Below are 14189 nucleotides of genomic sequence, written 5' to 3'. Positions count from 1 at the left end.
TTTCCGGATCTTGTCGGATCTGCGCTATTATTTCCTGTTGCCCGTATTGCGCCACGAACCAAACTACAATCACATCCGACCGCCAACGCTACCTACTCCGTATTCTGGATCAGTGCCGCAGCAATCGCCCTTTCGCACTGCTACACCACTTGGTGAACATAGTTCCGGTGGAAGCTGCTTGAGAAGCGCTTGCGCGACCTCACACTTTCGATGGGATTTTTTGCGGTGGCAATAGCCTTTACTACCTATATGGTGCCCAGCCTGCCGCCCTTTTTTGAATGGTGCCCAGAATGGGATTCTGAACTTCCGATAACAGAGTCCCTCTATTTTCTGCCCAAGTCATTTATCATCGTGTTTCAACAATTGCTGATCCACACGCTGGTGCTGACGCTGTGCCCAATCGGCATAACGAGGGCCGGGCAGCAGGTTAGAATTCACGCACCACGCTGGCCTGCGCGTGGGATCTCAATTCGACGGGGAGATTTAGAGCCATGTGTGAACTTTTAGGACTGTCCAGCAACTTGCCCGCTACGGCATCCTTGTCGCTTTCGCGGTTGGCAGAACACGGCGGCCCGCCGACTTCAATCCGGGATGGTTGGGGCGTCGCCTATTATGAGGGACCGGATGTTCGGCTGATCAAAGATGCAGGTTCAGCAGATGATAGCGACTGGCTGCGCTTTGTCGGCCAGCATGATTTGCGGAGCAATATCGTGATGGCGCATATACGCAAGGCGACGATGGGCACCCCCGCCTATCGTAACGCGCAGCCCTTCGTGAGAGAGTTAGCTGGGCGAATGCACAGCTTTGCCCATAACGGCTGGCTACCAGGCATCTTTGAAACCGCTATTTTTCAGTCAACCCGTTTCGCCCCTGTCGGTGAAACGGATTCAGAGGAGGCATTTTGCGGGTTACTGGATCGGCTGGCCATGATCTGGAGGAAACCGGGCGTTATTCCGCCACTTGAAAATCGTCTGGATATCATTGCAGACTTTGCAGCAGAGGTGCGCGGCCTCGGTCCTGCAAATTTCCTTTATTCGGACGGCGACGCCCTGTTTGCACACGGCCATCGACGCAAGAATCCTGCGACAGGTAAAGTAACAGCTCCTGGTTTGGTCCTTCTGCAACATCAATGTTCGCCGGCCAAAGCAGAGATCATCGGAAATGGAATAACCGTCACCGGCGCGGATCAAATCATTAGCATCGTGGCAAGCGTTCCGTTGACGGCAGAACCTTGGCACGAATTTGCGGAAGATGAGGTCATTGCCTTTCGTGCCGGTCGGATCGGCGGCAGAAGCAGCACCGGCATTCCATGACAGACGAGGCAAATCACGTTTAATCTGGCCGTACGGCCCCTCATGGCGATATATGTCCGCAATCTGCGTCGCATCAACCGTCGCCTTCTAGATCAATCAATGAGTCCTGGATTTAGCTGTGTGAATTGCCAGTATCCATAGCCCTAAATATCTGGATTCCATGAAGACAAGATTGCTTCGGGTTCTGGTCGCGGTCGGTTCTTCGCTTGCCCCGTATAGGTACCGAGAACGACGAATCCTACCAAAATATCACCATCCCCCAGTTTGAATGCAGCCCGAAGTGATTTGGAGGAAATTCTTGCGCCACTCACTATCTTACAGTGGTAACCCAATGAATTTGCGGCCAATAGTAGATTTTGCATAGCTGCCCCGACAGCAATCCATTGCTCCTGGGGTGGAACTACAGGATTGTTCTCATCAATATGCGCCCAAACCGCAATGAGGCACGCGCCATTCATCGCCCGCTGTTTGGCATCCTCCAGTTCACTCTGCGAACTGTCCGGGTTCGTCTCCAATGCAGCGGCTGCAAACTCCTCTGCCAGCGATTGGCGTGCATCATCTGGGATATAGACAAAACGTGTTGGTGCAAGATTGCCATGATCTGGTGCTGCACATGCTGCACGGATCATTTCCACGATGTGTTCAACGCTAGGTCCGGGCTTACCTAGTAGTTTTGGGGAAACGGATCGCCTTGCACAAATCGCATCAACGATAGCGGTCACTGTTCAATGCACTCGACCTGAAGCAGATCGCCCTTTGAAATCGCCGCGTGGTCGGGCGAGAGAGTGGCAAGTCCACGCGCCTCAGCTAATGGCAAAAGGCTCGCAGATGATCCGCGCCCGAGCCGCCGGACAATCGGTCGGCCATATTGGTCAGTCTCTGACCAAGTCACGGGCACATATTCTGTTCGGCCAGGTTTTCTGTTGAGGTCAAATCCACTAATCGCATGAATCGGTTCAAAAGCTTTGGCAGCGCTACCGCCGGCGGCCAGAATGGCTTGCCAAGCAATTTTTTCGAACGTCACTGCAGCAGCATACGGATTGCCGGGAAGTCCGAAATAGAGAGTTTTGCCGAGCTTACCGACTGTAACGGGCTTTCCTGGACGCATGGCGACTTTAAGCACTTCAAGCTCGGCATTCTCTTTTGCGAGAACATCAAGCATGTGGTCTTCTTCGCCTACCGACACGCCACCAGTGGATATCAATATGTCACACTCCGCCGCAGCCTTACGCACTAATTTGCGTATAGCATCAGCGTCATCGCTGACAATCCCGTAGTCGATGATCTCTATCCACGGATGATTGAGTCTGGACAGCAAATAGTAGCGATTTGAATTGTATATCTTTCCTGGAACCATTTGCTCTCCCGGTTCCAATAATTCGCTCCCGGTTGACATCAACCCGACACAGACTTTTCCGAACACATCGACCCGCCCTATTCCAGCCGCAGCAAGTAATGCAAGCTTTGCAGAGTTCAGATGAGTTCCCCTTTTTAGAAGCATGTTGCCTTTGGCCACATCCTCCCCGGCAAGTCGCACATGACGACCGCATACCGGCTTTTGTGACACGATGATTGAATTTTCCTGCCTAATACAATGCTCCTGCATGATAACAGTATCGGTGCCCTCGGGCATTGGAGCACCAGTCATGATGCGAGCGGCTTCACCAGGTGCAATGTCTCTATTTGGGTTCTCCCCGGCTACGATCCTGTCAGTTATCGTCAACTGCCAAGGCCCCGTTCCTCTGAAAGACTGGGAACTTACGGCAAATCCATCCATGGCCGAATTGTCGAAGGGGGGTACGCTGGAAGCGGCATTGACTTGTTCGCAAACAACACGGCCATGGGCTTCGCCAAGGGGTAAAATCTGACGCCGTCCAGTCGCAACCGCGATCGCCAAAGCCTTGCCGGCTGCGATATCGACAGTAAGGACTTTTCCGTCTTTACCAGCATTACATTCTGCAATTTTTAAAATTGTCATGTCGGATTTCTGGATCACATACCTCTCCTCGAAGAAAACCCGCCGCGACAATATCGCGGCGGGTGCCTATTGGGTATTAGGCTGACTTGTACTCTTTCGACTTGAAGGAGATCGCCTTCGCCGTCGCAGGAGCATCGGAAATTTTCCGAATGTCAGCCCAGGTATGCTTGTAGTCCGGCAAAACCAACTCGTTCACGCCAGGGTTGATTACGTTCCCCTGTGAACCAGCCGGCGAGCCAAAGACCATCAAAGTCTCGCCCCGACGTGCTGTTGCCGTTGGGTAAACCATCGCTTGTGTAGCGCCGTTGGCATTGTGGATTTCGACCAAATCTCCCGGACCTACGCCAATATCGGCCATGTCGGCTGGATTCATTTCGATGAACGGGAACGGAAAGCGGTCTTGGATGAAGTCATTATCCTGATCAAGGAACTGGCTCTGCCAGAAGATATTGGCCCGACCGTTGTTGATCCAGTACTTGTATTTCGCTTGCTCTTCGGCCTTGCCTTCAGCCTGCCATCCACGCCAGCCGGCAGCACAGAAACGGGCCTTTTTGTCACCGGTTCCAAATTCGCCGTTGGAATACAGACGTTCAGTGCCGACAAGCATGCCGTTTTCGAAGCCCACAACCGGCTCGAGCACGCCATTGTTGCCCATTGCGCGCAAACGCTCATAGGTGACCTCCGGATTGCCCTTGTTATAGCCGTCCATGAAGGCGTCTTCTTCGGTCATCCAGTCATAGCCCTGGAACTGGGCTGCATAATCCGCCTTGCCCATTGCGTTCAGTACGCGTTCCATGTGCTGGGCGATGCCGGCAGCAATCAAGCAGTCTGGTTTGGAGTTACCGAACGGATCCATGTATTTCTCGGATAGACGCAAACGACGCTCACCGTTCATGGAAGTCAGGTTCATCTCATTTGATTCACATGCGGCCAGAACCACATGAGCATTTTGACCGATCTGACTGTCAATGATGTCAACATCGACCACAAAGAGGCCGCCCTTGTTGACGGCATCGACGATCGCGTTGATCAAGTCTTCGCGGGTGCCGCCAGCTGCTGCATCCATGGCTTCCTTCACCATGTCGGAGCGCTTTTTGTGAACCCGCTTGAACTGGGAAGCGTTCAGGGTGGTCTTATAATGGTCACATGCCCAGATGTGGTGGATCTTGCCACCACCATTGATCAAAAGCTGATCGACATAGGTTGCTGGGCGGCCGACATGAGCGTCCGATGGACGGTAGTATCCTTCCTGGTGACCGCCAAGACGACAAACGCCGCCACCTTCGCGACCGACATTGCCGGTGGCCAAGGCGATATTCACCAAGGCACCGATCGTGCGGTAATTGTCATTGCCCCAGATAATACCCTTTTCATAAGCGGTAACACATTTGCGACGCGCACCATCTTTCGGCTCAGCGATCCATGCGGCGGCTTTCGCAATGTCAGCCGCATCAACACCGCAGATACCGGCCGCCTCATCCAGAGACATGGTGCAAGCTTTCATTGCCTCTTCAATGCTGCCAAGTGCAGCGGGATGCCCCGCATCTTCAGCTTGTGCAATGCCGTCCTGGAAGGTCGAATTGGCGATGAAGTCCTTGTCGACCCAGCCTTTGGCAACAATCTCGGTCAAGATCGCATTGAACAGGGCCATGTCTGTCCCGGTATTGATCTGCAAATGCAGAACATTGTCCTTGCCTGCCACCTCTTCTGAAGCATTGACTGACACTGTACGACGAGGCTCAACAAAAATAACCCTTGCACCATTTCTCATGCCCGGAACCATATGATTCAGGAACAGGTTGGTCTGGGTTTCCAGTGGGTTGGCACCGACGATCATGATCGTATCGGTCAGCTCATAGTCCTTGTACTGATAGTTCAACTCGCCCACACCCATGTCGCGGGTGGAGTGAACTTCCGAATTGTAGGCCGGACGGTTATGGATGCGGCAATTCTTGATCTTCATGGATTCAAAGTAGAGCTTGCCAGTTCCCCAGGTGTTTTCGTATCCACCTGCCGAACCACCATGGTCGAACATTGAGACAACCAGATCGTCCTCGGAGCCCTCGGTAACAACGCGCGCTGTAACCTGCGCCACGAGATCCAGCGCGTCATCCCAGCTCGTCGGCTGCAAGACGCCATAGCGCCACATCATCGGATCAGTAAGCCGTTGCTGCTGTGTCCCAGTGACTGTGGAGGGGCGGTTTTCAGCCATTCGCGCGCCGCGGATTGAACCGAGTCCCGAGTTCACGACACAATCATGATCAGGCACCACAGCCAAATGCACATCCTTGCCGTTCTGTTTGACGACATTATACATGGATGGTGCCATCCAGGTGCCATCGGCACCCTGCTGTTCACTCAGATCAATGCCAAAGGCATTGTCGGTTAGAGTTCCCTGCTTGTTGCGATCCCAAGTGTAAGCCTTGTACCCGCATCCAACGATGCAGTAGTGACACGTCACATTGTGAATCGTAGCATCCTTTGGTGGAATGGGAAGCCGGTCGATTTGTCTTTTGTAAGCCATGATGTTTTCCTCCCCTTACAACACGTTGGACGGACGACCGAAAATCAGGTCACTCGCGCCTTCAGCAAAAATGTCACCTTTGTCGTCCACTCGCAGGGTGAATTGAGGAAGGTTCTGGGTGGCATGTCCCCAAACCTGTTGACCACCTGCCTCTACGTCGAAGCGGGAAAAATGGCCCGGACAATTGTACGTGCTGTCCGCTGAATTGTAGGCAAGTAACCAACCCTTGTGTGGGCATAACGTTGAAAATGCCACGATGTCGCCATCCGGCCCAGCACCGCCTTCGACCGCTTGTCCGAGCTTTATCAATGCGCCGGGGCTATCAGCATCTGGATATTCGATATCCATTGGCTCGTTCACTGTAAGATCAGCTACATTGGCGAGCCTATTTGATGGATAATCGACTTGCGCATTTGCTGGTGCGGCTTTTGCTTGCGCTGCGGGCAGAACAGCCGCAGTTGCCAAGCCAGCAGCGGCAACAGACCCACCCCGCAAAAACTGACGGCGGCCAACATCAACCAATTTCGTGCATCGAGACATGTAATCCTCCCATAGATTCCCAGAGAGTAAAGTCTGCATCGTCAAAAATAGTGGAGGAAGATCAAAATGCCGATTTGAGAGGAAATTTCAGGCATCCATGCATAAAAGGCGCACGATGTTCAGGATTCCGAACATGGTTTCACCCATCATGTTCAGGATTACGAACGTTCTTTTAGACCCAAGTCGAGGCGTGTCATCTTATCCCAGAGTGTCGTGCGCGAAACGCCAAGAAGTTTTGCTGCGATTCCGATTTGACCGCCTGATCGTTCAAGAGCCCTAATAATCTGGCGTTTCTCAGCCATTTCCCGAGCTTGTGCCAGTGAGGGAAATTCTTGGTGACTTTTGTCCTCAACGTGGAATTCTGGAAAAAGATCTGTGACTGCCAGTTCCTGATCACGGGACAAACCAACCGCTCGTTCCACACGGTTGCGCATTTCGAATGCATTTCCAGTCCAGTCGTGAGCCAAAGCAAACTCTTCTGCTTGAGCGGAAAGTGTTTTTGGCAGCTGGCCCTGGCGGCTGCAGGCAGTCGCCACCATCTGAGGCAAAAGCCATTCGACGTCCTCTGGCCTGTTCCTCAAGGGTGAAATATCGACAGAAAGTACAGACAACCGGAACGATAGATCATCCCGCATTTGCCCTTTGGAAACGGCACTCTTCAGATCAGAATTGTTCGATACGACAATCCTGCCCGCAAATACAATCGTTGCTGATCCCCCAATTCGGGTAAAGCTATTTGTCTCGACAAGTTCCATGAGCTTAGCCTGCACCGGCACGGGAATCCTATCGACTTCACTCAGATACATCGTGCCGCAGCCGACCCGTTCTGCATATCCACGGTGTGGGCTGACGTGATCATTCAGTGAGCCAAGCTCCTCACCAAATATTTCTTTCTCCAACAAATCGGCAGGAATGGCAGCACAGTTCACCGCCATGAATGGGTGACCGGACGTGCTGGATTGCCCGTGCAGAAAACGGGCCGCAGATTCTTTACCAACGCCGCTTTCGCCAATTATTAGGACTGGAAAATCGGTCTGACTAAATTTGATGAGACTTTTCTCAAGCGCCTGCATTTCCGCAGATTGGCCAAGCCGCCGTGTCATGTTCTTTGTCTTTTGGGCACCCCGGGCACTACGGATTATCCGGTTGATGAATTCTTCAAATTCGAACGGCTTGGTCATGTAGTCGCACGCGCCCAATCGCATCAGTCTGACCGCCTGATCTATGTCTCCGTAACCGGTAATAAACAGGAAGGGTGGCGCTAAACCGTTCCGCCCAGCCTGACGCATAACGGTTTCGCCCGTGATATCTGGCAGCCTGATGTCACAGACAATGATGTCCTTTTCCAAAAAATCCGTCGCATTTACCGCGTCACTTCCGGTTGTCCACCAAACAACTTTGTGGCCTTCCAATTCAAATCGCTGAACCAACGATCTGCCCATGATCGCGTCATCTTCGATGATCCCAATATCCATTGGTCTAGGCGGCTGCATGAATCACCTCCAGAGGACGACGCGGAATTACAATTTCGATGATCGTGCCATTTGGATTGTTGGGTTTGACCGACAAAGTTGCGCCGAGTTCATCAGCTATCTGACGAACAACCCACAAGCCCAGTCCGGTCATTCCATCGGGAATGCCGGATTTTATAGGCGCGGTAAGGATTTCACCGACAGCACCAGGTAATCCCTCACCGGCATCTCTTACCTCCAAATAGATGGCGTCCTTTGATTGATTGACGCACAGGACAATATCAGCGCCATGCGGCGAAGCGTTTGATGCGTTGAGCACAAGATTCATGATTGCCTGGCGCATAGGACCGGCCGGCAGGCCATCAAACGAACAAATGGACGGTGATGAAGAAATTATCAATTCCTGAGTTCGGCTCGTCAATTCCGGCTTTAACAATAGTGCGACATCTTCAAGGTCTTTTGTTGTGAACATTCTCGAGCTTCGCTCGGGGCGATAGGTAACAAGCGCTGCTTGAACGACATCACGTATTCCCAAAAGTCCACGTTTTATCAAATCTATTGTCTCGAAGCGTACTTTTTCCCGATGGCCATGCTTCTCAAGGGTATCTGCGGCGTTCAGAAGGCCGCCAAGCGGATTGTTTATCTCGTGAGCCATGCCAGACGCGATCCTTCCAAGGCTGGCCATACGCTCTTCTTTTGTGAGACGATCCACAAGCTCTTCCCTACCCTTCTCCGATTTTACAAGATGATTAAAGGCACCAAATATTCGCTTGGCTTCGCCTCCTGCTCCCGGAAATTCACTATCAGAAATAGGTTCCAGCCCACCCGAAGCTGCTTTTTGCAGATGAATTTCAAGTATTTGCATGGGAAGAACCATGCGCCGAACCACGAAAAAACCAATTGCAACAAGCAACATTGTCAGCAGGGCATTTGTTAGGAGTAACGTCAGCAATACTTCGCGCCGCTCGTTCAGCAAATAAGACGCGTCAAACACCACATAAGCCTTGCCGATAACCTCTTCATTATGGTTGATTGATCTTGCCATGAAGGCTAGCTGTGAAACTGTATCAAGCCTCATTCTTCCTTCGCTAAATTCCATTTGGAATTCCGCGTCCATGCGCTCCAGGGTAGGATGAGCATCGGGCTTATCAGACGCCAGAATGATATCATTGGCATCGGTGATAACAGTTTCTCTTGGTTGTATGGCTGCCCTTTGAGGCTTCATACGTAGCAGAACATCAAATACCTCCCAGCTGTCCTGACGGAGCACCGAAGGGGAAACCGAGGCTGCTATGCCATCCAGATAAGACCCTGCTAATCCCTCCAAATAGGCTTCCTGATTTTGGGATAGACGAGTAAGCACACGCTCGGACAAAACGATGGAAACCGCAGTCATCAAGAGCATGACCATCAGTGGTACGCGAAACGCAGACGAAAGCTGGCCAAACCGACGAAGCGGATTCATAACAAACCACCGAGCCGATCGATATTTCGCTTCACTGAATCAAACAAGGTGGGGTTCGCATCAACAAAGCCGGTAAGCCGGAGATAATCCAACATCGCCCGTCCTGCTTCGGTTTCGCTTGATGAAAGCAAAGCCCTTTTCAACGCGTTTGCCTGTTGTGTCTGACCAAATCGTTTGATCACCGCAATAGGTGGAAATCCAAACCAATCGGATTTCTTAACAATCTTTGTACCGGCAACGAGACCTGGATCGATTTCACGCATCACCTCCCAAACGTACCCATCAACGCTGCCCGACTGAACCAAGCCGGACGCCACCGCGCGGATTACATTTCTATGGGAATAGGTAAAAAGTGTCTTCTTGAAAAAGGTGTCCGCACTTAGGCCGTTCTCTTGCAATAACGCCGTGGTAACCAGGTAACCTGAATTGGAGTCAGGGTCTGAGAAGGCGTGAATATCACCTCTGAGGTCAGAAAGTCTTGATGCCTCCCGGTCGAATTTCGTGATCAGATAGGATTGATATAAAGGCTTTCCGTTCCACTCGGGAACAGCGAGTATTTCCAATTCGTTTTCAAATTTCACAAATGGATAGCCACAAATCCAGGCAGCATCCAGTTGGCCCGAAACAAGCAGAGACGTGATTTCCTGGTAAGTCCTTCGGGTCGTGAGTTCAATTGTGTATCCGGTTGCGATTTCAAGATAATTCTTGATAACTAACAACAACTGAACATCGTCATTTAAGAATACAGGGGTAAGCCCGAATCGAATGGTCGTCGAATTTTGGGTTTGCGACAGAACATTTCCTGGAGCGAGGACAAGCGTTGCCAAATACAAATTAAATGCCCGGCGACTCTTGAACTTCTCCCTGTTGGAAGAAGGCATTCGTTGTTCCTCCTCCTTTTTCTACAAAGGTATTCCGGCCACAAAATGAGTCAAGTTGATTCCAGGCGGCGAAAATTCAATACGAATTGAGTCGATTCTTGATTGGCTCGCTTTGACAATTCCTTCGCATTTTCCACACGCTCGGGGTATCGGTCGACAAGATAGGTGGAACACCCTCGCGTCAGAATAGTGAGCTTATCAGTTCCTCCATTATGTCGCTCTACTTTGATCACTCACTCCTTGCTCATGCCGGAAAATGTGACTTGGTCCGATTTGCAAACGCTACGAGTGAGAGCATCACCGGCACTTCAACCAGCACACCTACGACTGTAACAAGCGCAGCTCCAGAGTTGAGGCCAAACAGCCCGATCGCGACAGCAACAGCCAATTCAAAGAAATTGGAAGTTCCGATCATTGCGCAAGGAGCGGCAATCCGAAACGGAACTTTCATGGCCCAGGCAGCGGCGTAGGCGATTGCGAAAATACCATAGGACTGGAGCAGAAGTGGCACCGCTATGAGGGCGATGAGCAGAGGTCGAGCCAGGATTACGCTACCTTGGAAGCCAAAGAGCAAAACGACGGTTGCCAGCAAACCCAGGATTGAGAACGGTTTCAGCGTGGCGGTAAAACGTGAAACCGCCTCATCAGTCCGCTTCCCTCGCATCAGAGCCTGGCGGGTCAGTGCGCCAGCAAAGAGAGGGACCACCACATAAAGAACAACACTGAGTACCAGCGTGTCCCAAGGCACGGGAATGTCGGTCACACCCAGGAGCAGTGCGACAATCGGTGCGTAGGCAAAGATCATTATCAGGTCATTCACACTGACCTGAACCAATGTGTAATTGGCGTCGCCCCGCGTCAGTTGAGACCACACAAACACCATTGCCGTGCAGGGGGCAGCTCCCAAGAGAATTAGCCCGGCAATATAGGAGTCTGCCTCCGCCGGATTTATCAATTCAACGAAAAGATATTTGAAGAACAGCACGCCGAGCGCGGCCATGGTGAACGGCTTTATCAGCCAGTTGACGACGAGGGTGATCAGCAAGCCTTTCGGCTGGTCTGTCACATGCCGAATGCTTCCGAAGTCAACCGATACCATCATGGGGTAAACCATCGCCCAAATCAGAACGGCAACCACCAAATTCACGTGGGCGTATTCAAGGGCAGCAAGCGCTTGAAACACGTAGGGCAAAACCTGCCCAAGAAAGATGCCAAGCGCAATGGCCAGTGCGACCCAAAGAGAGAGCCATTTTTCAAAAATACCGATGCCTGATGGCGCGGTTTGATCGTGGTGGATTTCGCGCTGAATGCTCATTCTATGAACTCGTATCTTTGCCAATATCATTGAGTTTTCGCTGGAGAGATAGCCGATCAATGCTGGCTAATGGCAACGCGGCAAAAATGGAAATTCGGCTGTTCAGCATTCTAAAAGTGTCCGAAAACGCCAACGAAATCTCGGCATCTGTACCCTGAACAGCGGCAGGGTCCGGAACACCCCAATGGGCTGACATTGGTTGACCCGGCCAAACGGGACAAGACTCACCTGCCGCATCGTCACAAACCGTAAAGACAAAGTCCATTTTTGGCGCATCGGGAGCGGCAAATTCGTCCCAACTTTTTGACCGAGCAAATGAAGTGTCAAAATTCATCCGCTTTAACAGCGCGATGGATTGGGGATGCACTTCACCTTTGGGATGCGACCCGGCTGAATAGGCTTTGAACCGCCCTGCGCCGACATGATTCATGAGAGCTTCTGCCAAGATCGAACGCGCAGAATTCCCTGTACAAAGAAACAGAACGTTATAGACGCGATCACTCACGGCATTCTCCTCAACAAGCACACGCAATTTCATCTATGACGGGCTGGCAAAGCTCGGGGCGGCCGCCACAACAATCTTCCAGCAAGAACGCAAGAAGCCCTCGCACCGCATCGAAATCTGCAAAGTAGCGAACTGTTCTGCCTTGTCGTTCGTTGCGAACAAGCCCTGCATTCAGAAGTACCGTCAAATTGGCAGACATGGTATTCTGCCTGACGTCTAGCTGTTCCCCTAGATCGCCAGCCAAAAAGCCTTCTGCACCTGCTTTGATGAGCAGGCGAAAGACATCCAGCCGCGTTTGCTGGCTAAGGGCGGAGAATGCTGGAACTGCCTTAAATGATTCCATTTATCATGATTATTTGATGTTTAGCGTTGCGTCAAGCCAACTTGCAAAACTATCGGTACTTGCGGGACATCGCCACGCCCCAACTCAGTCCGTGAGAATTGCATATGAACGCACGAAACGTCCCTGTGAGCTTGCTGGCCGTGTCGGGATGACCCGCTTTCGGTGTTGCCACGGGCGACGTCACGCGCTTCTCCGAGAACCTGAACTATGGCATCGCTGGTCTGCGCGGCACCTTCGGCAAGTACTTTTCGCAGGCGGAAGCCGCTGCATATGCACGTGAGCATGACCCAGAGAGACGTCGCTCGGTACATGAGTGGCTTAGCGGAGGCGGGAGAGGACTGCCGCGTGAAGCTCGCGGCAATCAGGAAACTGGTTGACCAGAACTAACTTTTGGCTCGGTCTCTATGTGTGTTCCTTCAACCAATTCTCAATTTTCTCTTCGACATCGTTTCCGATGTACTCAAGTTCGTTCATCGGATTGTCGATGAAGTCGTTCACAATGTTATAGCCGTCTTCGTCGGTATCTTCGAGCGCTTCCTTGAGATCAGGTAGCAGGTCTTCGAGCTTGTAGCGAAGAATGTCAATTTGCTTAACAAGCTCCAGAAACTTTTTCATGTCGTCTACATTTTCTTGCTTTGCCATTTTCATATTTCTCTGTGTTTTTGGGTGGCATCGAATCCGCCGACCCCGTAATCCATACATAGATGGTGTGATCAGAATCTTTCCATGTCCATCGCTGACGGCACGAAAACGTGCCGATGAGAAAACATGCTTAATTTTCACCGGCGGCTTGCATCAAGCGAGGGCTACTCAGATCATCAAATGCAGGCGAGCTGGTCCTGATGTCTCCCGACACACGACGTCTGCTTGCTTAAAAACGAAACTAGGGGCTGACAAGTTTCCACCTGCCAGCCCCGTTCTGTCTTCATTTTGGTTTCAATTGATGCCGAGTTCAGCCCGCTTTGCCAGATGCTCAGGCGATCCCTGGAGATATCGGCCATCTGGCAGATTGTATTTTGCTGTCAGTGAATTCTTATCGATATAAAGAAAGAGCGGCCTACCAAAATCTTCGTAAACGGTGCCGTCCTCTCGAGTCTTGAAGAGGATAACACGGCCGTGCGTTGAGGCTGGTCGCGTTTGGATGACCTGCGCCGCTAGAGCAGGAGGTAGCACACGCTTGGCGAAGGGGTTGCGTGTTGGTTGTGGCTTGCTCATGCTGCTTCTCCCAAGGTTTCCATGCCCGCATCGTTTGCCATCGCCCACATGACCATCTCGTGTGTCGGCTGGATGCCACGAGTTGGATGCTCACGACCAACCCAGGCCACATTATAGATGTCTGTGCCAGCGACGTCGGCGAGGTCTTGGCGTGGAACGCGACCACCGAAGAAGACCTTGCGCCATTCGTGACGGAGGCGTGCAGCGTCGTTGAGGACAGGTGCGGCAATCCGTGTATCAGGGAACGAAACAGGCTCACTCACTCCGTGGCGATCATAGACCTCCAGTGCGATCAAGTATGACTTCCCAGGCCATGGCAAGTTCATATTGATATCGACCTGCCACCCCTCATATTTCGCATAATTGGAAGGGGTGGCATCAGGCCTGATCACATCTGCCGACATCAGCAAGCTTACCAGCGTGTCAGTGACTTTGACTGGTGCCCTGCGGAACGCTGTCGAGTCTGGGTTTGCGAGGTACTGACGCATCGGCTGTGGACTACGAGCGCATGCGGCAGCAATCAATCCGGTCTCTTCTGTCTTCTTGAGTTCGCCGAACAAAGATTGAGCAACCTGTTGTCTGGAAATTCCCGGATGGGGTGATCATGCATCCTGGCATTCCCATTTGATGTAGGCCTT

15 protein-coding genes are annotated in these 14189 nt (G+C 51.9%); 2 read left to right on the top strand and 13 right to left on the bottom strand.

Going from position 1 to position 14189, the window contains the following annotated elements:
* Window positions 1-189 precede the first annotated feature (189 nt).
* Both O4H62_RS00075 and O4H62_RS00070 read left to right on the top strand, forming a co-directional pair.
* On the top strand, window positions 190-507 hold the full coding sequence (locus tag O4H62_RS00075; protein WP_269384977.1) for a hypothetical protein: 318 nt from the start codon (window positions 190-192) through the stop codon (window positions 505-507).
* A complete protein-coding gene (locus O4H62_RS00070; protein ID WP_269384975.1) occupies window positions 492-1313 on the top strand; it encodes a class II glutamine amidotransferase in 822 nt (273 codons plus the stop codon). Before O4H62_RS00075 ends, O4H62_RS00070 begins: the two co-directional genes overlap by 16 nt.
* 143 nt (window positions 1314-1456) lie before the next feature.
* Here O4H62_RS00070 and O4H62_RS00065 read toward each other — a convergent pair whose 3' ends face one another.
* The 13 genes from O4H62_RS00065 to O4H62_RS00005 form a co-directional block, all read right to left on the bottom strand.
* A complete protein-coding gene (locus O4H62_RS00065) occupies window positions 1457-2035 on the bottom strand; it encodes a nitroreductase family protein (RefSeq protein ID WP_269384972.1) in 579 nt (192 codons plus the stop codon).
* Complete coding sequence (locus O4H62_RS00060) at window positions 2032-3309, bottom strand: molybdopterin molybdotransferase MoeA (RefSeq protein ID WP_269384970.1); 1278 nt, start codon at window positions 3307-3309, stop codon at window positions 2032-2034. Before O4H62_RS00060 ends, O4H62_RS00065 begins: the two co-directional genes overlap by 4 nt.
* Window positions 3310-3367: 58 nt before the next feature.
* Window positions 3368-5815: an arsenate reductase (azurin) large subunit gene (locus tag O4H62_RS00055; protein ID WP_269384969.1), complete on the bottom strand. Its 2448-nt coding sequence runs from the start codon at window positions 5813-5815 to the stop codon at window positions 3368-3370.
* A gap of 15 nt (window positions 5816-5830) precedes the next feature.
* On the bottom strand, window positions 5831-6355 hold the full coding sequence (locus O4H62_RS00050) for an arsenate reductase (azurin) small subunit (protein ID WP_269384967.1): 525 nt from the start codon (window positions 6353-6355) through the stop codon (window positions 5831-5833).
* 158 nt (window positions 6356-6513) lie between these two features.
* Window positions 6514-7848 carry a sigma-54-dependent transcriptional regulator gene (locus tag O4H62_RS00045; RefSeq protein WP_269384966.1) on the bottom strand — a complete coding sequence of 445 codons (1335 nt, stop codon included), beginning with the start codon at window positions 7846-7848 and terminating at the stop codon, window positions 6514-6516.
* Complete coding sequence (locus O4H62_RS00040) at window positions 7835-9292, bottom strand: sensor histidine kinase (protein WP_269384965.1); 1458 nt, start codon at window positions 9290-9292, stop codon at window positions 7835-7837. The genes O4H62_RS00045 and O4H62_RS00040 overlap by 14 nt, the downstream gene beginning before the upstream one ends.
* On the bottom strand, window positions 9289-10173 hold the full coding sequence (locus O4H62_RS00035) for a PhnD/SsuA/transferrin family substrate-binding protein (RefSeq protein ID WP_269384964.1): 885 nt from the start codon (window positions 10171-10173) through the stop codon (window positions 9289-9291). Before O4H62_RS00035 ends, O4H62_RS00040 begins: the two co-directional genes overlap by 4 nt.
* A 244-nt stretch (window positions 10174-10417) precedes the next feature.
* On the bottom strand, window positions 10418-11488 hold the full coding sequence (gene arsB, locus O4H62_RS00030) for an ACR3 family arsenite efflux transporter (protein WP_269384962.1): 1071 nt from the start codon (window positions 11486-11488) through the stop codon (window positions 10418-10420).
* Window position 11489: 1 nt separating this feature from the next.
* Window positions 11490-11993, bottom strand: coding sequence for an arsenate reductase ArsC (locus O4H62_RS00025; protein WP_269384960.1), 504 nt, complete (start codon window positions 11991-11993; stop codon window positions 11490-11492).
* Window positions 11994-12003: 10 nt separating this feature from the next.
* Entirely contained in the window at window positions 12004-12336 is a 333-nt protein-coding gene (locus O4H62_RS00020; protein WP_269384958.1) for an ArsR/SmtB family transcription factor, read from the bottom strand.
* 402 nt (window positions 12337-12738) lie between these two features.
* A complete protein-coding gene (locus O4H62_RS00015) occupies window positions 12739-12978 on the bottom strand; it encodes a hypothetical protein (protein WP_269384957.1) in 240 nt (79 codons plus the stop codon).
* Between the two features lie 294 nt (window positions 12979-13272).
* The gene (locus O4H62_RS00010; RefSeq protein ID WP_269384956.1) at window positions 13273-13551 is read right to left on the bottom strand and encodes a hypothetical protein; all 279 of its coding nucleotides are present in this window, start codon (window positions 13549-13551) and stop codon (window positions 13273-13275) included.
* Window positions 13548-14111, bottom strand: coding sequence for a hypothetical protein (locus O4H62_RS00005; RefSeq protein WP_269384955.1), 564 nt, complete (start codon window positions 14109-14111; stop codon window positions 13548-13550). Before O4H62_RS00005 ends, O4H62_RS00010 begins: the two co-directional genes overlap by 4 nt.
* Between the last annotated feature and the right edge of the window lie 78 nt (window positions 14112-14189).

Origin of the sequence: Parahoeflea alexandrii, from assembly GCF_027214025.1 — a bacterium.
In the GTDB taxonomy this organism is placed as follows: Bacteria; Pseudomonadota; Alphaproteobacteria; order Rhizobiales; family Rhizobiaceae; genus Hoeflea; species Hoeflea alexandrii_A.
The sequence above is the reverse complement of the archived record's forward strand: the minus strand, read 5'-3'. Positions and strand labels throughout refer to the sequence as shown.

Excerpts from the sequence above, each read along its gene's own strand:
- O4H62_RS00070 (WP_269384975.1), top strand. The coding sequence starts at position 492 with ATGTGTGAACTTTTAGGACTGTCCAGCAACTTGCCCGCTACGGCATCC.
- O4H62_RS00055 (WP_269384969.1), bottom strand. The coding sequence starts at position 5,815 with ATGGCTTACAAAAGACAAATCGACCGGCTTCCCATTCCACCAAAGGAT.
- O4H62_RS00050 (WP_269384967.1), bottom strand. The coding sequence starts at position 6,355 with ATGTCTCGATGCACGAAATTGGTTGATGTTGGCCGCCGTCAGTTTTTG.
- O4H62_RS00045 (WP_269384966.1), bottom strand. The coding sequence starts at position 7,848 with ATGCAGCCGCCTAGACCAATGGATATTGGGATCATCGAAGATGACGCG.
- O4H62_RS00040 (WP_269384965.1), bottom strand. The coding sequence starts at position 9,292 with ATGAATCCGCTTCGTCGGTTTGGCCAGCTTTCGTCTGCGTTTCGCGTA.
- O4H62_RS00035 (WP_269384964.1), bottom strand. The coding sequence starts at position 10,173 with ATGCCTTCTTCCAACAGGGAGAAGTTCAAGAGTCGCCGGGCATTTAAT.
- arsB (WP_269384962.1), bottom strand. The coding sequence starts at position 11,488 with ATGAGCATTCAGCGCGAAATCCACCACGATCAAACCGCGCCATCAGGC.
- O4H62_RS00020 (WP_269384958.1), bottom strand. The coding sequence starts at position 12,336 with ATGGAATCATTTAAGGCAGTTCCAGCATTCTCCGCCCTTAGCCAGCAA.
- O4H62_RS00015 (WP_269384957.1), bottom strand. The coding sequence starts at position 12,978 with ATGGCAAAGCAAGAAAATGTAGACGACATGAAAAAGTTTCTGGAGCTT.
- O4H62_RS00010 (WP_269384956.1), bottom strand. The coding sequence starts at position 13,551 with ATGAGCAAGCCACAACCAACACGCAACCCCTTCGCCAAGCGTGTGCTA.